This window comes from Microbispora sp. NPDC049125 (assembly GCF_040802045.1).
In the GTDB taxonomy this organism is placed as follows: Bacteria; Actinomycetota; Actinomycetes; order Streptosporangiales; family Streptosporangiaceae; genus Microbispora.
Map to the genome: position 1 here is coordinate 39441 of NZ_JBEZDW010000015.1, position 21211 is coordinate 60651.

Consider the following 21211-nt stretch of genomic DNA (forward strand, 5'->3'; position numbering starts at 1 on the left):
GTGGGATGTCGATGGCAGGGTTTTCATCCGGGAGGGTAGCCCGCCAAGGCAGTCGGGAGGGCGCTAGCGGTGCCACTGGCCGCGGTCGCGGAGCTCATCCTCGATCGGGTACCAGACCATCCAGTGCTCGTCCGCGAGGATCAACTGGGAGGCCAGTAGGTCGATCGCTTCCTGTAGCTCGGGTGTGGATGCGGCGGCAATCTTCGCCTTGGCGGCTTCGCCCACGAGGGGGATGCGGTTGTGGTGGTCGGGGATGGTGACGTGTCGCAGCGTGCGTGCCATGTTCTCTCCTTGGCGTGGGGCGCTCTTCCCTACGAACCCAAAGCTACAGGTACTTAGCTGGTTAGGCAAGTGAGGCGCCGCGGTGTGCGGGTCACGCCTCCTTGGGTTCGTCGCATTCGGGGGAGCTGGCGCGGGTGACTTCGACGTTGGTGTCGGCCCAGTAGGTGGCGGCGTGGGAGTTGCCGTAGAACCAAACGTAGATCTTGTCCACGGGCTCGGCGGTATGGGTCTCGGTGTGGAATACGATTCCGTCTCCGCGCGCGGTGTCGTCGACGACCTGGTGGCCGCGGCGGAGTTCGCTGGCGAACAGCGGCCTGGTGTCCTTGCGGGGGGAGAAGTGCCGGATGTGGGCAGTCTTGCCGAAGCTGTCGACGAACTTGATGTTGCCGTCGGCGAGTGTGCCGGTGAGGGTGCCTTTGCCGCGCCAGCCGTCGATCAGTTTCTGGGCTTGCCGTTCGGTGAGGGCGTAGTTGGGGGCGTGGCCGGGCTGTCCCCAGGTGAGGGTGTAGCGGTCGTCGGTCATGGTGTTCTTCCTTCGTCTGAGGCGGGGCGCTCGTCCCGCTCACGAGGACGATACTACAGGTACTTAGCGCTCTCCGGGGGGATGACTTCTCCAGCGGCGTCGAACAGCTCGCCATCGTCGTTGGTGACCGCCGTCCAGCCGTGGCGACGGCCGTCGGTGTCCTCGAAGTTATCCCGCGCCTCGTCATAGCGAAGTCCGGTCCGCCGCACTCCAGCGGCATGCTCGCCGCGAAGGTAGTAGCCCATGGCTCCTCATTCTGGTCGTGGTCATTCGCTACACGTATATGCGCAGGTAGCGATGTTCTCCTCTGCGCGGGGCGCTCATCCCTTACAAGAGCGACCCTACAGGTACTTAGCGCACTGGGCAAGGGTTAGAAGTACTCGTTGGGGAAGGCGCGCGTGATGGCGTCACGCTGGCTGTTGGCGGGCCAGGTGGCAACACGGGCAGTGGTCTCGCGTACGGTCCACCCGTCGCGGCGCGCGTACTTCCAGGGGAAGTTGTCGACGGCCCACGCGCAGTAGTCCTCGGCCAGCTCCTTCGTGAGGAAGCAGACCGCCCCGTCGCCGCGGTCGGGCGCGGTGGCCTGCTCGATGCTGTCGAATACGCGGAAGCCGTAGAAGCAGCCCATGGCGCTGCCCTGCTGGAGTGGGACGTAGACGGTGGCGGTGGGCATCGTGTTCCTCCTGGTTGCGTGGGGCGCTCTTCCCTACAGCCCCAAACATACATGTACTTAGCTGGCTGGGCAAGTGGAAGCGCCCCGTACCTTTGCGAGGTCGAGGCGCTCCTGTTCAGTGCTCCGCGGCCTTCGGAGATGCGGGCCACTCTCGGATCCGCCAGCGAACGGCGCCGACGACAACCGAATCGACGGCGTCGTCTTGGAGCTGCTCCAGGGCTTGCTGGTCCCGGCGGAGTGAGCTCTCGGCACCCATCCTCTGCCATGAGGCGATCTCCCCCTCGATCATGGCGAGGAGGGCTGCCTTCGCTTCGTGCTTCTCTTCGAAGTGGTCGGACTTCCGGTAAGCCATCGCGGCGGTCTCGTCTGTGTCGGGCCTGACGGCTAAACGCTCCGCAATCCACATGGTCTTCCCTTTCTGTCATCTGATTGGTTCGTCGGGCGAGGGTAGCGCTTGGCGGTCAGGAAAGCTCGTCGCGGCAGTAGCGGGTGACCTCGTCCACGACGGCCTGGTCGTAGGCGTCCCGGTAGGCGTCACCGATCTCGGAGGAGTCGTCATCCAGGTCGTGATAGGTCGGCCATTCGGGCTGCTTGGCGTCGTCGTACAGGCTCTGCTCGGTGGTGCCGTCGGCCCACTGACCGGAAAGGTCGGCTGCGGGGAGCTCGTCGAGGATCTGAGGGTCGCCGTCTTCGATACCTTTGAGGATGCGGCGCGCGGCGGTGCGGGTGTCGCCGGTCGCGCGACCGCCGAGGGCGTCCTGCTGCCACCAGGATGCGGCGTTCTTGCCGTCTTCGGTGCCGCGCGCGGTCATCTGGGCGAGCAGGTCCTGCCAGTCCTGGTCGGCGATCTGGGCGGTCATGGGTTCCTCCTGGTTGGGTCGGGTCGCTCGTCCCTGACAACCTCGAATATACAGGTACTTAGCATGTACGGGCAAGGGGTCGCGCGCCCGGTAACTCGGGCGCGCGACCCTGGTGGTGCTAGCTGGGGTTCTTCGGCAGGTCGGCCAGCTTGCGAGCGCCGGATGCCACGTCGGCGATCAGCTTCTCGACGTCGGCCAGCGCGGTGTCGGCGTCGTCGAAGTGTCCGAGGAACCACGGGTCGGACGTGAAGTCGGGGCGCCACCAAGCACTGTACGGCTTGCCGCCGGACGCCTCCAGGTCGAGCAGGGCGTACGGGTTGCCGTTGACGTCGATGCACACGTTGTAGGACGGCCCGCCGCCGAGCTCCGTGCCGGTGACGGTGGTGTAGACCTGGCAGTACGACCAGGCCCAGGTGGGGCGTCCCGCGTTCCTGGCGGCGGCGCGTAGCGCGCGCTCGGCCTGCATGTGGGGGGGCTGGTCGCGAAGCGATCTGGCGTTCATGGTGGTTTCTCCCTGGTGGGTCGCTCTTCCCTACGCAACGAACGTTACATGTACTTAGCGCCCCGGGGCAAGCCGTCCCCGGGGCGCGCTGCTCACTCGGCGTCGGCGAAGTAGCCAGGCAGGTCGTCGGCCACCAACACGCCCTTTTCGTCGATCCAGAACAGGTACCCGTCCTCGAAAAGATAGGACGGTTCCGTGCAGGGCCTCGCCTCGAACAGGTAAGTCGGGTCGCTGTCGGTGGAGCCGAACACGCCGGAGTGGACCATCCAGCGCCCGGTAAGCTCAGCCGGTGGTGTCGGGCGCGTGCCACCGTTGTAGGTGGCCAGCGCCTGCTCTGCGACTTTACGAGCAGCGAGGGCGATCCTGTTCAGGGCGGGCATGGCGTACTCCCTCCTACTTCCAGTGCTCGGGGTGAAACAGCGGCGTGTCGAGGTCGCCCTGGTTGGTAATGAGGTGCTGACTGGTGATCGCACCCCAGGTGCGGGCGATGGTGCAGCGCGCCTGCTGGTCCGGCGGGAGGTGGCCGAGGTCCGCGGCGACGGTGGTCTCGGTCACGAGTTCGCCGCCTTCGTAGTAGGGGTAGATGCCGCGCCAGAAGATGCCGAGCGCGCCGTTGTCGATGTAGCGGACGCCCTCGTAGTACAGGATGCGGTTCTTCGGATTCTCGCGCTGGCGCCAGACTGCGGTGCGGGTGGTGCCGTCGTCCTTGGGCTCCAGTCGGAAGACGTGCAGGTAGCCGGTGATCGGGCGTTCGTCGGGGTTGGACATGGTTTCCCTCCGGTTCGGGTCGGGTCGCTCATCCCGTCACGATGAATCTACAGGTACTTAGCGCGCATGACAAGCGGTCAGCCGAACAGGGTCGTCCAGATGCCCATGCCGACCAGGTAGAGGATCATGGCGGCGATACCGAAGACAATCATCGCGGTGACCGCCGCGCAGCCCGTGATCACTTCGGGCCCGGGTGGGTGGCGAGGTAGGAGATGGCCCGGGTGCGCGCTATTTCCCGCTGCTCTCTCGGGTCGACGCCCGGCACGTCCTTGCCTTCTGCGGTGTACAGCGCGTAGCCCAGGGCCGTCTTGTAAGAGGCTCGCTGTCCGATCGCCTGCCACTCCTCGTCGCGTTCGCCGGTCCGCTTGGCTTCCTCGACCCACTTGTCGCGCTCTCGAACGTCGGCGACGAGAAGGTCAATGAGGGGCTGGAACTTCGGGTCGATCTGCATGTCTGCTCCCAGTGGGATGGGGGTGCGCCCCGGGCGGTCGGCCGCGGGGCGCACAGGGCGGGTCAGAGGGTCGCGAGGTAGGCGTTGGCGCGGACGATGGCGGACACCTGCACCTTGTCGGCGCTGTCCCCCAGGGGTGTCTTGCCGTTGGCCGCGGCCAGGGCGCGGCCAAGACCGATCTTGAGGCCGACCATCTGCTGTTGGCAGACCTCCATGCGGTGCTCGCTGCGGTCCTGCTCGGCGCGTTCGAACAACATCTCCTTGTTCCTGATGTCGGCGACGAGGCCGTCGATCACGGACTGGAGCTCGGGGGTGGCGGTCATGGTTCCTCCTGGTGAGTGGGGCGTCGCTCGTCGCCCTACAACAACCAATATACATGTACTTAGCGCACTGGGCAAGGTTACTCAGGGGTGGATCTAGGCGTCCTCGTCCAACTCGTCGTCATCCTCGGCGGCGCACTCCTCTTCGCTCCAGATGCCGTACTCCTGCATCTCAGCTCCCGTCGAAGTAGTCGGCCACGGTCTGCCGAAGGACGGCCATGGCGTCGGGCTTGCGGGTGGAGACGGGGTGCTCGCGGCCGTCGCCGCTACTGATGACCCAGCCGGAGTAGAGGGCGCCCTCCGACTTGTAACAGCGGGAGATGCGCCCGACCACCTCGATCTCATTACGCGGGTTGAGGATCGCCCGGTTGAAGGTGTCGTCGTCGCCGTTGCGGAGCTGCTCGGCAAGGACGGGGTCGGCCGTCCACAGGGCGTTCACGGTGTGGCCGAAGTCGCGGTAGATCACGTGGTCGGCGTTGTACGGCAGTTTCTCGGTCATTGGTTCCTCCGGCGAGGGGCGCTCTTCCCTACACAACGAACGTTACATGTACTTAGCGCCCCGGACAAGCAGCCTGGGGCGCGCTGCGTCGGCTAGGAAAGTCTGAGCCGCTTGGCGGTGGCGGCCATCTCACGGGCATCCCGCTTGGCCTTGTCGGTCACCTTCTGGGCCAGGCGCTCGCGGGCCTGCTCGACGGTCTCGCCGTGCTTGGCGGCGATGGCCGCCAAGAGCGGCTCGGCCTCAGCCTTGCGCGCCTCGTGTCGCTCCGGGCCGATTCCCCAGGCGTTGTTGATCGCATCGGCCTGCACCTCAACCCACCGGCGCTGCGCTTCCGATTCGGTCTCGATGATCCAGCCGTCATAGCGAAGCTTGCTGCCGTCGGGGTTGGTGATCGCCTTGGCCGCCTTGGCGGCCTCGCGCTTGGCGCGCTTGGCCTCACGCTCGGCGCGTGCCTTCACCTTGTCGTCCTCCGACGGCAGGACGACCGTGGACGGCTTGTCGACGGGGGCGCTGGGGTAGCAGTAGGTGCAGGCTCTGCTGGCGATTGCTTCGACGATCTCCTTTTCGTTGGCGCCGGACAGGTCCCGCCCCCGGACGTCGCGGGGGGCGATGACCGTGATGGTGTCGGCGTGGAGGGTGTGGCAGGACTGTGAGCTGTGGCCGTGGCCGTGGGGGACGACCCAAAGGCGGGTCCAGCCGCCGCGCCGTCGGTACTCGTCGTGGAGGTTGCCCTGCTCGGCCAGGAGCGCATCCATCTTCCCGGCAATGTCGATCAGTGCGGAGTTGGCTTTCGCGCGCGCACTGTCTTCGCTGTATCGGCCGTCGATGACCCGCTGGTGGACCTGGGCGCGAGCATCCAGTGAGGCGATCTGATAGTCGAGCTCGACGAGGCGGGTGTCGATGTCGGCGGGTGTGGCGGTGGCGAGGTTCACGGGTTTCTCCCTTGGGGCGCTCATCCCTACAACGAGAACATTACATGTACTTAGCGCCTTGGGCAAGCGTCCGCCTGGTCAGAATTGTGCACGTAGGGTAGTCGCGAGATCGCTGAGTACCTCTACGGCGTCGGCAACCCGAATCGGCGCCGTCGCCTGAAAGGCGGATAACGCGACCGTCATCCCAGGACAGTCGCCGAGGAACGGCTTGGCCCGTACGAGCAAGGCCTCCACCATGCGGCGAGAGTAATCGGGCACCTCGTCGGCGCTGCCACCGCAGCTCATCCGATGCTGCCAGGTTGTTATCCACCCTTCGAGGCGGCGCAGGATGCTGCGTGCTTCGAGGATCTCCTCACCGAGAGTCACAACTGTCCTCCTGTCGTGCGGGGTAAGCGGGGTCGATCGAGATGTCCCTGTCGACCTGATCCGGAGTACTCGCGACCAGCTTCTCTGCGCGTAGGAGTACCGCCATCGGCCACTGCGAGCCGACCTTCAAGTCCTCGCCGTTCGGGCCGACTGCGCACCACGACCAGGCGCCAATTCGGCGGTCGGCCTGACTGGCGTACACGCGGCGGAGTGTGGCACCCTCCGGCAGGTCCACGAGGTCGCGGAGCCGCCGGAGGAGCCGCTCGGACGCCTTCACGAGGCACACCCAGGGCAGGTGACGCAGTTGAGCTCGGCGCTGGTCGCCGGACCGGTGAGGCCGCACTTGGACTTGACGGTGTTGTCGTCGATGCGGGTGACGGAGTGGATGTGTGTGCTGAATGCGACGGTGCGGTAGGTGGTTCGCTTGGTGCGGACGCGGTAGACGCGGTCGCCGAAGGGGCTGCTGGTCATAGTCATTTCTCCTGTCCGGCGCGGAGCTCGGCGCGCAGGCGTAGCCCGTTCTCGTTCAGGCGGGCGCCGAGGTATGCGTTGTAGACGCGGGTGGTGCTGCCCTTGACGCCGGTGTAGCGGTAGGCGGGGCGCATTGCGTCTCCGCGGACCTCGGCGGCCAGGCCGCGGTCGATGAGGGCGCCTTCGGTGCGCTTGCTCGCGGAGATTGTGCCGTCTTCTGCGGAGTCGAGGATCGCGACCTTCATGGCGGGCGACAGCTCCTTCATTGACATTCCTCCTGCTCGGGCGGGTCGCTCGTCCCGCTACAAGCAAACATACATGTACTTAGCGCGTTGGGCAAGTGTGAATTGTCGTGTCCAGAGAGTACTTTGGTGTACAGCAGCTTTCCCACGAAAGGGCACTCAGGTGACGATCACGATTCCGCAGGCCGTCCTGACCGCGCCCGTCAACCACGGGCCGGACGGGTTCCAGCTCGCGTTCCTGCCGGAGCTGGTCTGCCTCCCCGACGACTCCGACGTCCGCATCGACGAGCGACGCCGCTGGCTTGCCTTCCAGCTCGCAGGCCGCATGTTTCCCGGGCTACAGCCTCGCGAGATGCTCCAGGCTACGGACGACATGGTGAACTACTTCCTGCGGGGGCAGCTCCCCAAGTAGACGACGAAGCCCGCTCCCCTCCGTCGGGGGCGGGCTTCTGTGTGCCTCTGGTCGGGTCGGGAGATTACCGGGCGTTCGGGTAGCGGGACTCCTCCAGGGTGAGTGTGAGCACGGCCTGGACGCCGTTGGACAGGAAGACGACGACGCCGCGGCCCTCGCGGTCGGTGTCGTCCTCTTCGAAGGTGTAGGCGCCGACGGAGTGCGGCTCGTCGTCCTTCTCGGTGTCGAGGCGGATGAAGTCGGGCTGGGCGGTCGCCAGCAGGTATCCGAGGGCGCTTTCGACCTTGGCGGCGAACTCGTCGGTGATTTCGGGGTGGCTGTTCATGTCGGCTCCGTGCGTGGGCGGGTGGGCGGGTACTTAGCGTAGGGGCGGTCAGGCGCCGGTGATGACGACGTTCAGCAGGTACAGGGCGCGGTCGTTCTCCTCGTCGGGGGCGATGTCGATGCGCTGCTTCAGGTCGGCCGCGTAGGCGTCGCCGTACAGCTTCCTTGCGGCAGCGATGAACCGAACAACAGCCTCGTCGTCGTCGATGATCGTGACGAATGGGATGATGGCGGTCGGCTGGCCGTCGCGGACGCCCTGCCGATGGTCGAGGACGGCGAAGATGCCGTCGCCGTAACACCCGTCGCTGTTGTCAGCGTGAAGCGCGAGCGTGTCGAGCTGTGCGGCGTGGATGTTGAGCAGGTCCATGGGGTCACTCTCCAGCGCGGGGCGCGATCATGAGGGTGTCGTCGGCGATTGTTACCGCAGTCTCACAGCAGTCGGTGACGATGGTTCCAGAGGCGTCACCGAGGGCCAGGAGAACGGTGATGGTGGTGTTCTCGGCGCCACACAAAGGGCAGTCGTAGCGCGAGGGGATGTCGCCGTAGGTGTTCTCGCCAGTGTTGGCGACCTCGGCGATGAGCGGACGGTGCTTGTAGAGGATGCCGGTGTCCTCGACGCCGACGTACGTCCCGCCGTCCTTGCGCCGGTAGATGTTGACGGTGACGCCGTACACCTCGATGACGTACATCTCGGAGCGGTCGCCCTCGTTGGGATCGGGGGCGAAGACGCGAATCTCGGCTTCGCCGATCATGTTGATGTCGGGCAGGCTCATGTCTCGGGTCCCGTCTTAGAAGCCGTTGAAGAATGTCTCGACGACCTTGTTGTCTTCGTCGACGACCACGACGGTCTGAGTGGGGTTGGCGGCGGATACGAAGGCCGCGACGGTCTTGGCGTAGGACAGTTCCGTGCGGACGAGGTCGGCGTTGAAGTAGCCGGTGGGCTGGGGGTTGATCTCTTGGTCGTTGATCAGGATCCGGTACATGGTCATGGTGGTTCGTCTCCTCTGGCGGGTCGCTCTTCCCTATACCTTGAATATACATGTACTTAGCGCCCTGGGCAAGGCGTTGCCCAGGGCGCTGCGGCCTACTGCTCGACCCACCAGCCACGGTTGGGCTCGTTGTAGATCTCGGCGGTGCGGACCTCGATATTGCGGCCCTTGTTGATGTCAGTGGCGAGGAGGACCTCGTGGCCGCCGCGGTGGACGGCGGCGGTGACGAGGTAGTGGTGCCGGGCGTTCTCGCGCTCGTCGACGCCGTGGTGTAGGCGGAAGGCATGGCCGCGGCGAACCTTGCCAGCGATGTCGGCGACGGTGAGGACCCACACCTCCGCTTTGGAGGGGCAGATGCGGTCGGCATCGTTACGGGCGTGACGGCGCCAGATCACGTGCTCGGGTCGGGCGCCGAAGTAGCGGGCGATGCCTCGGGCGAGGGTGTTGAGCTCGGCGAAGCGGTCGGCGTTCACCGCGCTGATCAGTGAGCTCTGCGTGAGGATGACGTTCCGGCCGTGGCGGACAGTCCAGATGTAGCAGGCTTCGTCGCGCTTCTCGGTGATGGTGACGTTCTCGCTCGACATGGGTTCCTCCGGTCCGGGGGGGCGGTCGCTCGTCCGCCCTACACCCCTGAATATACATGTACTTAGCGCGCTGGGCAAGCTGCAACCCCTGGCCTTGGTGACCAGGGGTTGCAGTTGACGCAGGGTGGGCTTGATCAGTCCCAGGAGATGCCTCGGTTGGCCATGGTGCCCCCTCCTTCCTGAGTGTGTTCGTCTTGGGCGTCCGGCGGGTCAGGCGGCGACCAGTGCGCCGGTCACCACCAGTGCGCCGGTGACCACTTGCTTGTGGCGCATAGGCAGGTGGTCTCGGTTGTCGTAGGGGTACTCGTGGCAGCCGCACTCGTAGACGTTGTCGACCACGTACCGCGCCTTGCCCTCTCGGGTGTGCAGGAGCTGGTCCCGGTAGGCGAGTGCGCGCGCGTAGCGGCGGGGATTGTCGACCGTGAGGACGATGTGGCGGACGCGGGTGCCGTCGGGGTTGATGGTCCGCACCACGCGGTAGCCAACCAGGGTGTCATTGCTGTGGTTGTGCCTGGGGTTGTAGGTGGCGCTGTGCGAGGTGGTGGCGGGGGTGGACATGGGGGCCTCCTGGCGGGGCGTGGGGTCGCTCGTCCCTACAACCCGGAAACATACGCGTACTTAGCGCCCGGGGCAAGGGGCTACCTGGCGTCGCCTGCCTATCCCTCCCGGCACTCTTCGCACCACATTTCCGGATGGGGGAGGGCTTCCCTGGCGAGTTCGCGTGTCTTGTGCAGCACGCACCCGCCGTGCGGCTCGCATACGGTTACCCATCGGCCCGCCTCCGGGTCGGATTCGATCCCGGATTCCTGGGCGTGGAAAAGGTTCACCTCTGTGCCAGTAGTGCGGGCGACTCGCCCCTCCCGCCAGCCCTCCCATTCGCTGTGATCTATCTTCGTTCGGGCCATGTCAGTGATCCTGGTCGTTGATGGCGTTCCGGCGGGCGGCAGCGCGGGCGCGCAGCGCTCGGGGGGTGGAGTCGTGCAGGCCAGCGGCGCCCGAGCGGCGGAGCTCGACCACTCGGGCCACGACCTCTCGTCTGCGCGCGTCGGCACGCGGCGCCTTCTTGCGACTCTTCATGGCGGGCTGTTCTCCTTTCGCGGGCTAGCTCTTCCGTGATGGCTACTGGGCGCCGAACATCGGTGAGAGCCGGGCCAGATAGAAGCCGTTCGGCGTGAGCTCCCACGGGGTTGTGACGAGGAAACCGGCGTCGAAGAGCTGCTTGGCGGCCTCCTCCAGGTCGGCTGCGGGCCATGCGCCGTTGGGCCCGCTGATTCCGGCCCAGCGGTCGACGATCAGCGTGACGTTCGGCCCCAGGTCGTCCTCATCCTCGTCGTCGCCTGCGGGGCTCCAGGCGGCGCTGTAGCGGGTCTCTCCGGGTTTCATCAGCACTCCGGGGCGTTCTCGGTGCAGGTGTAGACGCGGCATTCGACGTTGAAGTCGACGCCTCTGCCCGCTCCGCTGAGGTCGTGGTGGGAGATCCAGACGCTCCCGGGGCGCTTCTCCTCGGTGAGGGTCAGCGTGTCCGGCGATACAGGCAGGTAGTGGGCGGCGGAGCTGCAATAGAGGCCGTAGTTTCCGAGGTAGAAACTGCCGCTGTCGCAGGTCTGGATGTGCTCACCTCCCCAGGTCTCGCTGACGCGACGGGTGATGCCGTCGGCAAAGACGATGTAGTCGCCGTCGCGCGGCGCGGCGCCCTTCGCGTCATGAACCTTCGTGCGCTGGGCGATGATGGCGCGGTCTCGGTCGTCGATCTCATATCTCATGGTGCGTGGTTCCTCTGCTGGTCGGGTCGGGCGGTTTCGCCGGTTACGGGACGGGTCCCCAGGGGCGGGATTCGACGCGCTCGCGGATGCGGGCGCGGATGGCGTCGAGGTGGGGGGAGCGCCCGGCGCGGACGTCGGCGACGGCGGCGCGGACGGCGTCGGCGTACGGCTGACCGGTGGCGCGGGCGAGGGCGGTGGCCTCGGCGAGCGCACGTGTGCGCAGGTCGAGGGAGAGTCCTTGGAGGTCGGCCCGGCGGTAGTAGGTGTCGGCCAGCGGGGTCCAGGCTTCTAGGACCTTGTCGTTCATGGGTGTCTCCTACGGGGGTGGGTCGCTCGTCCCAACAACCTCGATAATACAGGTACTTAGCGGCGGCGCCAAGCGGGGCAGACACGAAATCGGGGCGGCCTGCCGTACGGGCAGGCCGCCCCGATAGGGCGGAGCGTCAGGCGGCTTCCTGCCGGGCGCGGCTCAGCACCCAGGCCGCGGCCACCTCGTACTCCCGCTCCGACACGTACGGGCCGTTCGCGACGACACTGCCCCTGTCGCCCCGAGGGAGGAGCTCGCCGGTGTCGGCGTAGTGCGCGGACAGGGCGTTGACGGTGTCCTCGAAACGCCCCCAGTAGCTGTCCCGGGAGCGGCAGATCTTCACCAGGGCGTCGTAGAAGCGGCGGTCACTGTCGTCCATCTGGTCGTAGATGCCGGACAGGCGGATGAAGGCGTCGTCGGAGGGGTTGGCGCCGTACTTGCTGATGTAGGCCCACTGGACGTGGCCGTTGGGCGCGAGGTAGAGGAACGCCATGGTGGCGTAGATGCCGGGCTTGGGCTTGTTCCAGACCTCGCCGGGCCGCTTGGGGTTGGTGGTCTGGGACACGACGCGCTGCTGCCCCTTGGCGGCCGTCTCGACCCAGTAGCGGATCTTGCAGCGGAGGCGGAACCCGAACGGGTAGTCGTCGACCACGTAGGCGGTCTCCTCGCTGATGTGGCCCTTGAGGAGGGTCACCGGCTGGGACAGCTCGTCGATGCGCTCGGCGAGGGTCTTCTCGGTCATGGTGTTCTCCATTCTGTCGAGGTCGCTCGTCCCGACGAGAAGCAAAAATACAGGTACTTAGCCACTTGGGCAAGCGGCGGGCCATTGAAAAGAGAAATGCCCGGACTGGCCAGTCCGGGCATTTCTTCCGTCAGGAGACCCGACGGCTGTTTGCGATACGCCGAGCAGGTTACCAGGATCAGCTTGTTCCCACGAACATCACGTGCGCTGCGGGAGGCAGAGTCTGGCGTAGGCGGCGTTCATGGTGGCGCAGTTGCCGTTGGGGGTGGCGCAGTCGCAGGGGTCGATTCGGGGCTCGGCGTCCATTCTGAGGTGCATTGCGACGCGGTTGGCCATTTCGGTGCTGTGGGCGTGGCCGATCGCGACGCGCTCACCGTTGATCTTTATGCTGATGACCTGATACATGGTTTCCTTCTCTCCCGGGGCGCTCGTCCCTTTACGAACGGAACATTACATGTACTTAGCGCGCTAGGCAAGTAATGGCCCCCGCGCCATTCTCAGGTTCGGGGGTCATCAAGATCAGAGCTTGAGCCACTCCTGATCCCAAGGGAGCCGCATGTCCTCGGCCCATGAACCCAACTGCTCGGGGCAGTCCGCGGCCACCTCCGCGAAGTCGTAGCCGCGCCCCTCGCAACGCGCGCGGACCATCCCCACGATCTCCTGAGGGGTCGCCTCCACGAGCAGCGTCGCGTCGTCGCGGCGCCACGACTCCTCCAGGTCCGCCAGCGGCCCAGCGGCGTACGATATGCCGCTGATGAACGGTCCGAGCCACGTGACGGACCCCGCGAGGGGGCGCGGCGCGTTGGCGACCGCCCACCCGTTGCGGCGGATCTCCTCGTCGTGCTCGCCCCAGCTTCCGGCGAGCACGGTCCGCGTTTTCATCATCAGACTTCCTTTCCCTTGCCTCGGGGCGCATTTGCGGAGTAGAGCCTTGGTTGCCGTCCACGTAGTGACGACGTCGCGTTCTTCTGGTTGGCCCAGGCGGATGCCCGCGCGGCGGAACACGAAGGCGCGGCGGGCGGGCTGGTAGCGGTGGATGACCGTGATGGGCTCCGTGCCTCCGGTGAAGTGCATGAGGTAGTCGCCGCGGTTGGTCTCGCCCAGTACCCGAACGGTGTAGCCGAGCTCCTTGCCGAGGGCCTCGGCGCGGTCGACGGCGGCGTAGGAGCGGGCGTCATACTTCACGGTCGCACCTTCGCGTTGCCGTGTCGGTGGGCGGACCTGGCGGTTCACGCCTGATCCTTCACCGGGAAGTAGAAGGTCATCGGGCGCCCGTTGACCTGGAGCTCTTCGGTACGGACGAGGCCGCGGCGCACCAGGGAGTCGAGGATGCGGCGGGTCTCACTGGTCGAGCCCATGCACCATCCGCCAGGCCATTGGCCGCGGCGGCGGATGGTGCTGAGGGCGATCTCCTGGTTGACGCCGAGAGGCTTGGCGGTCACGTTCTTCTCCTACGCTTCGTAGATGCCGAGGATGTACGTCCGCATCGCTTCGACGTGGACGCCTGCGGGAAGGACGACGGACGGCACCTGCGCGAACTCGTAGGCGGAGTTGGAGGCCACTCCGGCGTCGGAGGCAAGCTGGTAGACCGTCTCGTCGGTCCCTCCGCCGGGGAAGCTGATCGCCCACTCGTACGGCTCTCCGTTGGCCCATTCGATGGCGTAGCGCGCACCCTCGAAGTTCTCGATGATCTGCGGCTGGCAGTGGGGGCAGTGCTCGGGGTCGATGTAGGCGCTGTAGGTCTTCTTGACCAGGGCCAGGACCTTCTCGGCCTGGTGGCGGGTGACACTCATGGGTTTCTCCTCAGGGCGGGTCGCTCTTCCCGACACCTCGAATATACATGTACTTAGCGCTCTGGGCAAGGGGGTGAGGGTGATCAGTAGTCCTGAAGTCTCCGCAGGTTGGGCGCCGCTTCCCGGCTGCCCTGCTTGAACGGCTCGTCCGGGTACGGGAAGAGCGGCTCTTGATCGAGATCGAGGCCGCTGCCCGCGGCGACGTCGCCGCGGGCGATCCAGTAGACGCGCCTGCCGACCCGGTACTCATAGACACCATCCTCGCTTCGCCGACCAGCCCGCGGAGGCAGGCGGTCGCAACCCTCGCGACGCATGGCCCAGGACAGGCATTCGTTCCTGGTTTGGTCCCGGCGGAGCACCCCGTCGTCCATGCTGAAGACGTACCAGTCGCCCTGCTTGCTCACAGCGCTACTCTGCCCCCTCATCGTCCTCATCCCCGTCCCTGTCGCAGAGGCGGAGCCCGCGGGGGCCAAGCTGCCAAGGGTCGTCGGCGTAGGGGTAGGTCGGCTCCTGGTCGATGTCGTACGACGTGTAGGCAAGCGCGTCACCTCGGAAGACGCTTACGAAGGTGGCGTTATCGCGGTCGATGCCGATCTCGTACTCGTAGTGGCCGTTAAACATCTTTTTCTTGCCGGGCAGGACCTTGCCGTCGTACATGATGGTCGCCCACTTGAGCAGGGCCGCCTTGGTGCTCTCGCGGCGGATGATGCCGTCGTCTTCGTCGGCGATGTACCAGTCGGTCGGCTTGGTCATAGCTCCTCCGAGGGCTGTGCGGTGTTCTCCATGAACGCTTTCGCTTCGGGCAGGTGGACGTCGTCGCCGTGGAGGGCGATGGACAGCATTAGGAGTGCGCCGTGCATCCATGCCTCGTGGCGGACCTGGTCGCGCTTCGTGGGGGCCTTGGAGGGGAAGGTGGCGGCCTCGGACAGGTCGGCTGCCCAGCCGTTTTGCTTGTATCGGATGGCACGCGTTATGCGCACCGCCACTTGGTCGGGGGAGAGGTCGTGTTGGACGAATTCGCTCATGATCCTTTTCCTTGTTTGGGGGCGCTCATCCCCGCAACTCAATATACATGTACTTATCACCCTGGGTGAGCGATAGGGCGGGGACATCACTGTCGCCCGCCCCTATCGTCCCGCCGAAAGTCTCAGTCGGTCGACAGGCCCGCGGCCTGGAGGATGCGCTGGGCGGTCTTCCACTTGCCGAACAGGCTGAGCGTTTCGGTCGGGCTGGCTAGCCGGAGACCGGCGGCCAGCTCGTCCAGGTTCCGCTTCCAGTAGGCGCGCATGTCGACGTAGGCGAGGGTGGCGGCCAACTCGTCCGGGTCGGTGTTCTCCAGGTACATGACGGCCCGGTCGATCGTCGCGAGGCGGCTTTCGGTCGGCTCGCTGTTGTGGATGCTCTCGCAGCCGACGTCGGCGCACCCGAGCTCCGGATGGGCGGCGATGTGGCCGTAGCGGGCGCACGGCTCGCAGTGGCCGGGGTTGCCGCGTTCGGCGCGCGCCTTGTCGCTGCCGCAGTAGCGGTGGGTGAATGCGGGATCGGTCACGGCGTCGGCCTTCCTGCGCGGTGGCCGATGACCGCCTTGCGGGCCTCGGCGATGTTCGCGACTCTGGCGATCGGACCTTTAAGGGACCCTTCGAACGTGCCCGGCTCGAACACTATCCACGGCGCCGCTCTCAGGCCGGACGGCAGGACGACGTAGCCGTCTTCGGTCGCGTAGTGGTTCGGGATGCCGGGGAGTGGCTTCCGGACGAGCTCCGGTTCGGCGTTCGACATTGAAGTCACTCGCTCCGGGCTTGCGAGCGGCCCTCGCGGGCACTGTGTCCAGCCTTGTAGCGGTCGTGGCCGTACTGAGTGATGACGCGCAGGGCGTTGCCCCAGTCGCCGCCCTGGAAGTGCTCCCAGATGGCGTTGAGGGCTTGCTCCTCCAGGGTGGCGCTCTCCAGTGTCCGCTTGGTCAGGGAGTTGATCCGGACCCAGTTGCCGCGGTCCTTGGACTTCAAGCCGTCGAGGGTGTTGCCATGGTGGATCTCCGCCATGTCGACGCTGTCGACGCGGATGACGATGTACGGGCGGCCTTCATGTGTGACGAGGTCGCCACGGTTGAACTGGGTCACGGTTTTCTCCTTGAGAGGGTCGCTCTTCCCTACAGGAAGAACGCTACATGTACTTAGCGACGTAGGCAAGTGGGCGGCCCGGGGAGTCCAGGGCCGCCCGGGCGGTTCAGCCTTCGAGGCGGACGGCCTGCTTCGGTCTGGTGGCGATGCCGAACAGCGGGTCGGGGTCGTTCTTGCTGAGCGCCACGTCGGCGGTGAAGCGGACGCGGACGTTCTTCAGGCCGTGGAGGTTGCCGACGGTGGTGACGCCGTGAAGGCTGGTGGGGATGGTGCACCAGATCTTGCCGCCGTCGTCGAGCAGGACGAGCATCTTGTCGACGTACTGGCGGCCGCCCCCGTAGAACGTCTCCTTCATGTCGGCGTGGACGACGACGCCTTCGATGACGATTCCCTTGCCGAGGGGGACGGGCTTGGCGTTGGCTTCCTGCTCGGCGCGCTTGGCGTCGCGCTCGGCCCGCTCAATCTCCCAGTCCATGGCGCGGTAGGCGGCGGTGACCTGCCGGTCGGTGAGGATCTCGTAACGGTTGACGTGGCGGGCCATGTCTTCGAGGAAGCCGTTGCCGCCGTCGTAGCCGCGTAGGTAGTTGATGAGGTTCTCGTGGGGGTCGGCCCACGCCTGGAAGGCGGCGCGGGCGGCCTCGCGGCGGTTGGCTTCGCGGCGCTGCTTGGCGGCATTCTGCTTGGCGACCTTGGCGCGGTACTTCTCCAGGTTGACCTGGAATTCCATGGTGGTGGAGCGCTTACCCCAGGAGGAGCCGTGGTTTTCGCCGCCGCAGGCGCATGAGCAGGCGGGGCCGACGGCGCTCATGCAGTTGGCGTCGCAGACCTCTTCGGTGGTGACGGCGACGAGCCGCTTGACTTCGACGCGCTGCCCGCACTCGGGGCAGGGGGTGAAGGTGGCGGCGCCGCGCAGGGTGTTGTCCTCGATCGCGACGGGGCGGACGCAGGTGGTGCAGGTGCCGAGCCAGCGGGAGGTCAGTGTGGTGTCGATGATGAGGTTCTGGACGGGCATGGGTCTCTCTCCGTTCGAGGGGCGCTCTTCCCTACACCCTCGAATATACAGGTACTTAGCGCATTGCGGCAAGTGCCTGGAACGCAAAGCGCCCCCGCCGGGTGAGAGCGGGGGCGCTTCGCTTCGCGGATCACCACATCAGGTCGTGGACTGCCGCGGGATTGTCGTTGGCCAGCTTTGCCAGCTCCAGCGCGGTCATGCCTTTCGCCTGGGCGCCCTCCCAAACGAGCTGGGGGGACGCCGCGCCGACGAGAAGTTGAAGGGTGTCCGCGCAGAACATCGCCATGAGGCCTGCGTCGGAGGCGTGTTTCGCGCCGACCTTGCGCGCCTTGGCCAGTTCCTGAGCGTATGTCGCCATGTCGCCGTCACCGCCGAAGGGTTCTGCGGCGGCATGGCGCGGTGGCCACCTCGAACACCTCGATGGCTCTCTCCATCACTTCGCCCCAGGTGTGCGCCACGATCTCGTTGCCGTCCTTGAACCAGCGGCGCTCGGGGTTGCGGTGGCGGGCCTCGTCGAAGTTCGCGGCGCGCGCGTCGTCCCGCCATACCAGGACTGGCCAGGAGTCGTTCAGGTGGTCCTCGGTGATGACCAGGCGGGTGCCGTCGGGCGGCTCGGGCATGTCGAAGGCGATGTTCCTGTGTTCGGTCATGGTTCTCCTGGAATTAGGGGGTGAAGGCGCCGATGATCGCACTGATGATTCCTCCGCCGATGAGGTAGAGGGTCATGATTCCGATCAGGGCGATGAAGATGACGGTAAGGGTGCCGAGTGCGGCGATCATGGAACTCCTGAGGTGTCGGTCGCTCTTCCAACACCGCCGACTATACAGGTACTTAGCGATTGGCGGCAAGGCGCCTCCGCGGCCGGATCACGCCTGGGGGTAGATCGCCTCATCCGGCTGGGTCTTATCGCCGCGGGGCAGGATGACGTTCATCGGCAGGCCGTGGTCTGGACACTTGGGCGGGTTGTACGGGTTCGGTTTCGCCCGTCCGCGCGCCAGGCATTCTTGCCACTTTGAGCAGGCGTAACGGGTTTCTTCGGTTTCCCGGTGACTACTCTTTCCGTATCGCATGGGTTCTCCCTCGTGTAGGTGTCGGGTCGCTCTTCCCTCCTTGCGTAAAGTACCTGCATTCATGCCGCCCGGCAATCGTTAAGACGGGTACTTAGCTGATGGAGCTGCGGAAATAGCCGGGGAGCACGTGAGGCCGTGCCGTGATCATAATTAGGCGCGGCGAGAGGTTGAACCGGTACTGATCGACTCTTCCCAGCAGGCGGGCGGTCACTTCGGTAAGGACTCTAGGATGTTGGCCTTCCGGGACGATCCACACCTGCGCCGCGGGGATCGCCAGGTCGGCGGCCAGCGCCGCCACCTCGTCGACGTCGTGCGGGCGACGGCAGATGAACGTGAAAACGGTCCCCTCGACGGCCGCCAGGGCGCGCAGGATGTCCGGGACGATGCGCTCCTCGGCGGGCAGCGATGCGTTGGCCAGCTTCGGGGAGACGACGAGCCGGGAGGCTTGGAGGACGGTTTCGCGGGTCGGCCAGACGGTGCCGTTGGTCTCCACGAAGACGGTCTTGCCGCGGGCGCGCAGGCCTGCGAGGAGTTGCCCCCAGCCGGGTTCGTGCTGCTGGAGTAGGGGCTCGCCGCCGGTGACGACCGCGAGGGGGGCACCTTGGGCGTCGACTTCGGCGAGGACGGCGTCCACGGAGGTCGGCTCGGCGGGGTCCCACGTCCACGGGACGTCGCAAAAGCGGCACCGCAGGTTGCAGCCACTGAGGACGATAGAGGTGGCCATCTGGCCGAACGCGGGCGCCTGACCGTACCAGGCGGGGCCGTGGACGGCGCTGACTGCTAGTTCGCCGACGTGCTCGGCGTCGAGACTCATGGCTTGGCTCACCGGGCCGATGATAGTGACGGCGCCCCCGGTCCGCGGGGAACCGGGGGCGCCGTCGGCCGTCGGTTGTTCAGGTGGCCGCCCGTAGGTGCTCGATGTGGGCTTTGACGTGGTTCCACGCCTCGCTATAGGGGTCGATCGGCATCCGGGTCGGGTCCTCGGGAAGGACCCAGGAGACGAAGTTCCAGCCCCAGACGCCGGGCGGAGAGACGTAGTAGCGCAGGTTGGTGGCGTCCTCGGCGAGGGTGACCTGGTGAAAGGTCTCCCCGTCTTCAGTCCAGTTCCAGGTGAGCAGGACGTCGCTTTCCCAGTGCTCGTCGATGTAGGTGTCGCCTATGGATGGCATGGAGTTCCTCCTACTCGGCGGGAAGGGCGTAGTACTGGTCGGCGGTCAGCTCGACCTGGTAGCCCTCACCGTCGAAGCCGACGACGATGCCGTCGTCATGGGTGTGGACGATGAGGACCTGCCCGGCCAGGAAGGTGCGCTCCAGACCCCAGCGGTCGCGCTCGGCGGCGGCATCGGCGTTGGTGAGGACGGCGTCCATGTAGGGGCTGCCGTAGGCGCGGAGCGCGTTGTGGGCGTCCACGAGGGCGCGGATGGAGCGGACGTGCCGCCCGGCTGCGCGGGCGGCAATGGCGGCCTGGAGGTGTCGGGCGGCGGGGGCGTTGTCGAGGCTCCAGTCGCTGTTCTTGCAGGCTTCGGTGAGGCGGTGGGTGAGGCGGCGGCGCTCGCGGTCGAACGCGGCGTAGGAGGCACCCTCGAAGTTCTGGGCGCTCGGTGCAGGACGGACGGCGTTCTCGGTCATGGTTCTCCTTAGGCGGGTCGCTCTTCCCGACGACAACGAAGATACATGTACTTAGTGGAGCGGGCAAGGGCGGCGCCTCCTTTGAAGCATCTAACAGAGTTGGGGAAGCATCAAAGGAGGCACCAAAGGGTGGGGCGTCGCTTACTCCCCTGCTGGCTCAGCTTGCCTCGTACATGCAGCCGGGGTACTGGTCGCCGGTGTTGCAGCGGTTGTAACCCCACCACGGCACCTTGAGGTCACCCTGGTTGCCGTCCTCGTCCTTGATGGTGAGCCGGTAGCTGCCCGCCTTCCACTTCCATGAGCTGTCCTTGCGGGCGCAGGGGTCGTGCTCGCTCTTACAGGTCGCGACCAGGCTCCAGTGAGCCTTGTGCGGCTTCGGCTTTCCGGCGACCTTGCCGAAGGCGGGCGTGCATCCGGTAGCGGCCAGCGCGAGGGCGGCGGCCAGGGTGGCGGCGGCCAGTTTGGTGAGGCGTGGGGTGTCGGTGTTCATGGCGTTTCTCCTGTTCGTCCGGGGCGCTCGTCCCGGTAAGAGCAAACATACATGTACTTAGTGAGAACGCCAAGTGCTTCCGGCCCGGCCTCTGCTATCTGGCGATGATGGGCTTGCGCGGCTTGCGGATCTCGTTCCGGTCGAAGATGAGGGCGGCGCCGCCTCCGGCGTGCTGTACGTGGTAGCAGCCGTCTTCGTCGATCATTTCGACGATGCCCCAGGAGCCTTTCTCGTCCCCGGCAAGGATATACACCTCGTCGCCGACGTTGATCTTTGCGCCCATGTGTCGTCAGCGCCCCTCTTCGGGGGAAGCGGTGACGGGCTCGACGTACAGAGCGCGGCCGGGGCGGTTGTAGTCGGTGCGGAAGTGTCCGGCGATCCGTAGAGCGCCACCGGGGACGACTTCGAGAACGGGACAGTCCTTGGAGGGACCCTCCCAGGTGAGCACCGTGGGCGAGTCCGGCTTGAAGATGCCCGCTTCGCCGAGGAGTTTCACGGTTTCAGAGTGCCCGCCGAGGCGAAGGTGGCGGACTATGGAGTCGGCGACGTAAAGCTCTACACCTCGGCGTTCAAGCATTTCAAGGGCTTCGGCCTTGCCTGTTGCGACGATTAGACATTCGGGCTGGGCGGCCCACCGCAGGCCAAGCGCCTTTCTCCAGTGCTCGGGCATGGAGGGCGGCATTGCTGAATCGACGGTGAAGATTTTTGGCTGGCGGGGCATGATTCAAAACTCCTCGTTCTGGATCTCCCGGAGATGCTCGCGGAGCACGTCCGGGTCGATGTATACCTCGGCTACGGCCATGGAGGGGACTTCGGAGTCATAGATGGTGAGGAGTATTTCGCCGTCGTCCTCACGGGTGAGACGCATGGGCGTTTCGTTGATCGACTCGAAGTTGATGAACCTGCTCACGATTACTCCTTCGGGGGCGCTCGTCCCTACACCAAGAAGACTACAGGTACTTAGCATATTGGGCAAGCGGAGGCTCGGCGCGAGCCTGTAAAAGTGCGTAAATGCACGTCAACGCCCTTGCGCGCCTGACTGTTCGGTTCGAATACTTATCGCATCGCGAACATTCCCTTGCTCGC

General features: G+C 66.0%; 48 protein-coding genes. 1 reads left to right on the plus strand and 47 read right to left on the minus strand.

Annotated elements, in window-relative coordinates:
- Window positions 1–63 precede the first annotated feature (63 nt).
- From AB0B72_RS18995 to AB0B72_RS19070, 16 genes are all read right to left on the minus strand, one after another.
- Window positions 64–282, minus strand: a complete 219-nt coding sequence (locus AB0B72_RS18995; RefSeq protein ID WP_367740122.1) for a hypothetical protein — start codon at window positions 280–282, stop codon at window positions 64–66.
- 91 nt (window positions 283–373) lie between these two features.
- A complete protein-coding gene (locus tag AB0B72_RS19000) occupies window positions 374–805 on the minus strand; it encodes a hypothetical protein (protein WP_367740123.1) in 432 nt (143 codons plus the stop codon).
- A 53-nt stretch (window positions 806–858) separates the two neighbouring features.
- Complete coding sequence (locus AB0B72_RS19005) at window positions 859–1050, minus strand: hypothetical protein (RefSeq protein ID WP_367740124.1); 192 nt, start codon at window positions 1048–1050, stop codon at window positions 859–861.
- A gap of 125 nt (window positions 1051–1175) precedes the next feature.
- A complete protein-coding gene (locus AB0B72_RS19010; RefSeq protein WP_367740125.1) occupies window positions 1176–1478 on the minus strand; it encodes a hypothetical protein in 303 nt (100 codons plus the stop codon).
- A gap of 115 nt (window positions 1479–1593) precedes the next feature.
- Complete coding sequence (locus AB0B72_RS19015; RefSeq protein WP_367740126.1) at window positions 1594–1884, minus strand: hypothetical protein; 291 nt, start codon at window positions 1882–1884, stop codon at window positions 1594–1596.
- 55 nt (window positions 1885–1939) lie between these two features.
- On the minus strand, window positions 1940–2338 hold the full coding sequence (locus AB0B72_RS19020; RefSeq protein WP_367740127.1) for a hypothetical protein: 399 nt from the start codon (window positions 2336–2338) through the stop codon (window positions 1940–1942).
- A gap of 118 nt (window positions 2339–2456) precedes the next feature.
- The gene (locus AB0B72_RS19025; RefSeq protein ID WP_367740128.1) at window positions 2457–2840 is read right to left on the minus strand and encodes a hypothetical protein; all 384 of its coding nucleotides are present in this window, start codon (window positions 2838–2840) and stop codon (window positions 2457–2459) included.
- 92 nt (window positions 2841–2932) lie between these two features.
- Window positions 2933–3220, minus strand: coding sequence for a hypothetical protein (locus tag AB0B72_RS19030; protein ID WP_367740129.1), 288 nt, complete (start codon window positions 3218–3220; stop codon window positions 2933–2935).
- A gap of 13 nt (window positions 3221–3233) precedes the next feature.
- Window positions 3234–3608, minus strand: coding sequence for a hypothetical protein (locus AB0B72_RS19035; protein ID WP_367740130.1), 375 nt, complete (start codon window positions 3606–3608; stop codon window positions 3234–3236).
- Window positions 3609–3786: 178 nt separating this feature from the next.
- Entirely contained in the window at window positions 3787–4059 is a 273-nt protein-coding gene (locus tag AB0B72_RS19040; RefSeq protein ID WP_367740131.1) for a hypothetical protein, read from the minus strand.
- 62 nt (window positions 4060–4121) lie between these two features.
- Window positions 4122–4382: a hypothetical protein gene (locus tag AB0B72_RS19045; RefSeq protein WP_367740132.1), complete on the minus strand. Its 261-nt coding sequence runs from the start codon at window positions 4380–4382 to the stop codon at window positions 4122–4124.
- A 169-nt stretch (window positions 4383–4551) separates the two neighbouring features.
- Window positions 4552–4878, minus strand: a complete 327-nt coding sequence (locus AB0B72_RS19050) for a hypothetical protein (RefSeq protein ID WP_367740133.1) — start codon at window positions 4876–4878, stop codon at window positions 4552–4554.
- A 92-nt stretch (window positions 4879–4970) separates the two neighbouring features.
- A complete protein-coding gene (locus AB0B72_RS19055) occupies window positions 4971–5810 on the minus strand; it encodes a hypothetical protein (protein ID WP_367740134.1) in 840 nt (279 codons plus the stop codon).
- Between the two features lie 78 nt (window positions 5811–5888).
- Window positions 5889–6176, minus strand: coding sequence for a hypothetical protein (locus AB0B72_RS19060; RefSeq protein ID WP_367740135.1), 288 nt, complete (start codon window positions 6174–6176; stop codon window positions 5889–5891).
- Between the two features lie 273 nt (window positions 6177–6449).
- Entirely contained in the window at window positions 6450–6647 is a 198-nt protein-coding gene (locus AB0B72_RS19065) for a hypothetical protein (RefSeq protein WP_367740136.1), read from the minus strand.
- A gap of 2 nt (window positions 6648–6649) precedes the next feature.
- Entirely contained in the window at window positions 6650–6913 is a 264-nt protein-coding gene (locus AB0B72_RS19070) for a hypothetical protein (RefSeq protein ID WP_367740138.1), read from the minus strand.
- 139 nt (window positions 6914–7052) lie between these two features.
- On the opposite strand from AB0B72_RS19070, the gene AB0B72_RS19075 reads away from it, so the two are divergent.
- A complete protein-coding gene (locus AB0B72_RS19075; protein ID WP_367740139.1) occupies window positions 7053–7301 on the plus strand; it encodes a hypothetical protein in 249 nt (82 codons plus the stop codon).
- Between the two features lie 64 nt (window positions 7302–7365).
- On the opposite strand, the gene AB0B72_RS19080 is transcribed toward AB0B72_RS19075, so the two are convergent.
- The 31 genes from AB0B72_RS19080 to AB0B72_RS19230 all read right to left on the minus strand — a co-directional run bounded on the left by AB0B72_RS19080 (window position 7366) and on the right by AB0B72_RS19230 (window position 21035).
- A complete protein-coding gene (locus AB0B72_RS19080) occupies window positions 7366–7626 on the minus strand; it encodes a hypothetical protein (RefSeq protein ID WP_367740141.1) in 261 nt (86 codons plus the stop codon).
- Between the two features lie 48 nt (window positions 7627–7674).
- A complete protein-coding gene (locus AB0B72_RS19085; protein ID WP_367740142.1) occupies window positions 7675–7992 on the minus strand; it encodes a hypothetical protein in 318 nt (105 codons plus the stop codon).
- Between the two features lie 4 nt (window positions 7993–7996).
- A complete protein-coding gene (locus AB0B72_RS19090; RefSeq protein ID WP_367740144.1) occupies window positions 7997–8398 on the minus strand; it encodes a hypothetical protein in 402 nt (133 codons plus the stop codon).
- Window positions 8399–8413: 15 nt separating this feature from the next.
- On the minus strand, window positions 8414–8614 hold the full coding sequence (locus tag AB0B72_RS19095) for a hypothetical protein (RefSeq protein WP_367740145.1): 201 nt from the start codon (window positions 8612–8614) through the stop codon (window positions 8414–8416).
- A gap of 95 nt (window positions 8615–8709) precedes the next feature.
- Window positions 8710–9198: a hypothetical protein gene (locus AB0B72_RS19100; protein WP_367740146.1), complete on the minus strand. Its 489-nt coding sequence runs from the start codon at window positions 9196–9198 to the stop codon at window positions 8710–8712.
- 210 nt (window positions 9199–9408) lie between these two features.
- On the minus strand, window positions 9409–9756 hold the full coding sequence (locus AB0B72_RS19105; RefSeq protein ID WP_367740147.1) for a hypothetical protein: 348 nt from the start codon (window positions 9754–9756) through the stop codon (window positions 9409–9411).
- Window positions 9757–10104: 348 nt separating this feature from the next.
- Window positions 10105–10275 carry a hypothetical protein gene (locus tag AB0B72_RS19110; protein ID WP_367740148.1) on the minus strand — a complete coding sequence of 57 codons (171 nt, stop codon included), beginning with the start codon at window positions 10273–10275 and terminating at the stop codon, window positions 10105–10107.
- Between the two features lie 42 nt (window positions 10276–10317).
- The gene (locus tag AB0B72_RS19115; protein WP_367740149.1) at window positions 10318–10581 is read right to left on the minus strand and encodes a hypothetical protein; all 264 of its coding nucleotides are present in this window, start codon (window positions 10579–10581) and stop codon (window positions 10318–10320) included.
- Window positions 10581–10961, minus strand: a complete 381-nt coding sequence (locus AB0B72_RS19120; RefSeq protein WP_367740150.1) for a hypothetical protein — start codon at window positions 10959–10961, stop codon at window positions 10581–10583. Before AB0B72_RS19120 ends, AB0B72_RS19115 begins: the two co-directional genes overlap by 1 nt.
- Before the next feature lie 43 nt (window positions 10962–11004).
- Window positions 11005–11268, minus strand: coding sequence for a hypothetical protein (locus AB0B72_RS19125; RefSeq protein WP_367740151.1), 264 nt, complete (start codon window positions 11266–11268; stop codon window positions 11005–11007).
- Window positions 11269–11404: 136 nt separating this feature from the next.
- Window positions 11405–12010, minus strand: a complete 606-nt coding sequence (locus AB0B72_RS19130; protein ID WP_367740152.1) for a hypothetical protein — start codon at window positions 12008–12010, stop codon at window positions 11405–11407.
- A 198-nt stretch (window positions 12011–12208) separates the two neighbouring features.
- Window positions 12209–12415 (minus strand): hypothetical protein, encoded by a 207-nt coding sequence (locus tag AB0B72_RS19135; RefSeq protein ID WP_367740153.1) that lies wholly within the window; start codon window positions 12413–12415, stop codon window positions 12209–12211.
- 114 nt (window positions 12416–12529) lie between these two features.
- Window positions 12530–13195 (minus strand): hypothetical protein, encoded by a 666-nt coding sequence (locus tag AB0B72_RS19140; RefSeq protein WP_367740154.1) that lies wholly within the window; start codon window positions 13193–13195, stop codon window positions 12530–12532.
- Window positions 13196–13239: 44 nt separating this feature from the next.
- On the minus strand, window positions 13240–13452 hold the full coding sequence (locus AB0B72_RS19145; protein WP_367740156.1) for a hypothetical protein: 213 nt from the start codon (window positions 13450–13452) through the stop codon (window positions 13240–13242).
- Window positions 13453–13461: 9 nt separating this feature from the next.
- A complete protein-coding gene (locus AB0B72_RS19150) occupies window positions 13462–13803 on the minus strand; it encodes a hypothetical protein (protein ID WP_367740157.1) in 342 nt (113 codons plus the stop codon).
- 83 nt (window positions 13804–13886) lie between these two features.
- Window positions 13887–14207 (minus strand): hypothetical protein, encoded by a 321-nt coding sequence (locus AB0B72_RS19155; protein WP_367740158.1) that lies wholly within the window; start codon window positions 14205–14207, stop codon window positions 13887–13889.
- Between the two features lie 4 nt (window positions 14208–14211).
- Entirely contained in the window at window positions 14212–14556 is a 345-nt protein-coding gene (locus AB0B72_RS19160) for a hypothetical protein (protein WP_367740159.1), read from the minus strand.
- On the minus strand, window positions 14553–14828 hold the full coding sequence (locus AB0B72_RS19165) for a hypothetical protein (RefSeq protein ID WP_367740160.1): 276 nt from the start codon (window positions 14826–14828) through the stop codon (window positions 14553–14555). Before AB0B72_RS19165 ends, AB0B72_RS19160 begins: the two co-directional genes overlap by 4 nt.
- 122 nt (window positions 14829–14950) lie before the next feature.
- Window positions 14951–15352 (minus strand): hypothetical protein, encoded by a 402-nt coding sequence (locus tag AB0B72_RS19170; protein ID WP_367740161.1) that lies wholly within the window; start codon window positions 15350–15352, stop codon window positions 14951–14953.
- Complete coding sequence (locus AB0B72_RS19175; protein WP_367740162.1) at window positions 15349–15582, minus strand: hypothetical protein; 234 nt, start codon at window positions 15580–15582, stop codon at window positions 15349–15351. The genes AB0B72_RS19170 and AB0B72_RS19175 overlap by 4 nt, the downstream gene beginning before the upstream one ends.
- Window positions 15583–15587: 5 nt before the next feature.
- Window positions 15588–15923 carry a hypothetical protein gene (locus AB0B72_RS19180; RefSeq protein WP_367740163.1) on the minus strand — a complete coding sequence of 112 codons (336 nt, stop codon included), beginning with the start codon at window positions 15921–15923 and terminating at the stop codon, window positions 15588–15590.
- Window positions 15924–16029: 106 nt separating this feature from the next.
- Window positions 16030–16935, minus strand: a complete 906-nt coding sequence (locus tag AB0B72_RS19185; protein ID WP_367740164.1) for a hypothetical protein — start codon at window positions 16933–16935, stop codon at window positions 16030–16032.
- 130 nt (window positions 16936–17065) lie between these two features.
- Window positions 17066–17293 carry a hypothetical protein gene (locus tag AB0B72_RS19190; RefSeq protein ID WP_367740165.1) on the minus strand — a complete coding sequence of 76 codons (228 nt, stop codon included), beginning with the start codon at window positions 17291–17293 and terminating at the stop codon, window positions 17066–17068.
- A 7-nt stretch (window positions 17294–17300) separates the two neighbouring features.
- Window positions 17301–17585 carry a hypothetical protein gene (locus AB0B72_RS19195; RefSeq protein WP_367740166.1) on the minus strand — a complete coding sequence of 95 codons (285 nt, stop codon included), beginning with the start codon at window positions 17583–17585 and terminating at the stop codon, window positions 17301–17303.
- A gap of 512 nt (window positions 17586–18097) precedes the next feature.
- Entirely contained in the window at window positions 18098–18832 is a 735-nt protein-coding gene (locus tag AB0B72_RS19200) for a 7-carboxy-7-deazaguanine synthase QueE (RefSeq protein WP_367740167.1), read from the minus strand.
- 67 nt (window positions 18833–18899) lie between these two features.
- Complete coding sequence (locus AB0B72_RS19205; protein WP_367740168.1) at window positions 18900–19175, minus strand: hypothetical protein; 276 nt, start codon at window positions 19173–19175, stop codon at window positions 18900–18902.
- Window positions 19176–19185: 10 nt separating this feature from the next.
- A complete protein-coding gene (locus tag AB0B72_RS19210) occupies window positions 19186–19635 on the minus strand; it encodes a hypothetical protein (protein WP_367740170.1) in 450 nt (149 codons plus the stop codon).
- A 157-nt stretch (window positions 19636–19792) separates the two neighbouring features.
- On the minus strand, window positions 19793–20125 hold the full coding sequence (locus AB0B72_RS19215; protein WP_367740172.1) for a hypothetical protein: 333 nt from the start codon (window positions 20123–20125) through the stop codon (window positions 19793–19795).
- Between the two features lie 94 nt (window positions 20126–20219).
- On the minus strand, window positions 20220–20408 hold the full coding sequence (locus AB0B72_RS19220) for a KOW motif-containing protein (protein ID WP_367740173.1): 189 nt from the start codon (window positions 20406–20408) through the stop codon (window positions 20220–20222).
- Window positions 20409–20414: 6 nt separating this feature from the next.
- On the minus strand, window positions 20415–20846 hold the full coding sequence (locus AB0B72_RS19225) for a hypothetical protein (protein ID WP_367740174.1): 432 nt from the start codon (window positions 20844–20846) through the stop codon (window positions 20415–20417).
- Window positions 20847–20849: 3 nt separating this feature from the next.
- Window positions 20850–21035 carry a hypothetical protein gene (locus AB0B72_RS19230; RefSeq protein WP_367740175.1) on the minus strand — a complete coding sequence of 62 codons (186 nt, stop codon included), beginning with the start codon at window positions 21033–21035 and terminating at the stop codon, window positions 20850–20852.
- Window positions 21036–21211: the final 176 nt, after the last annotated feature.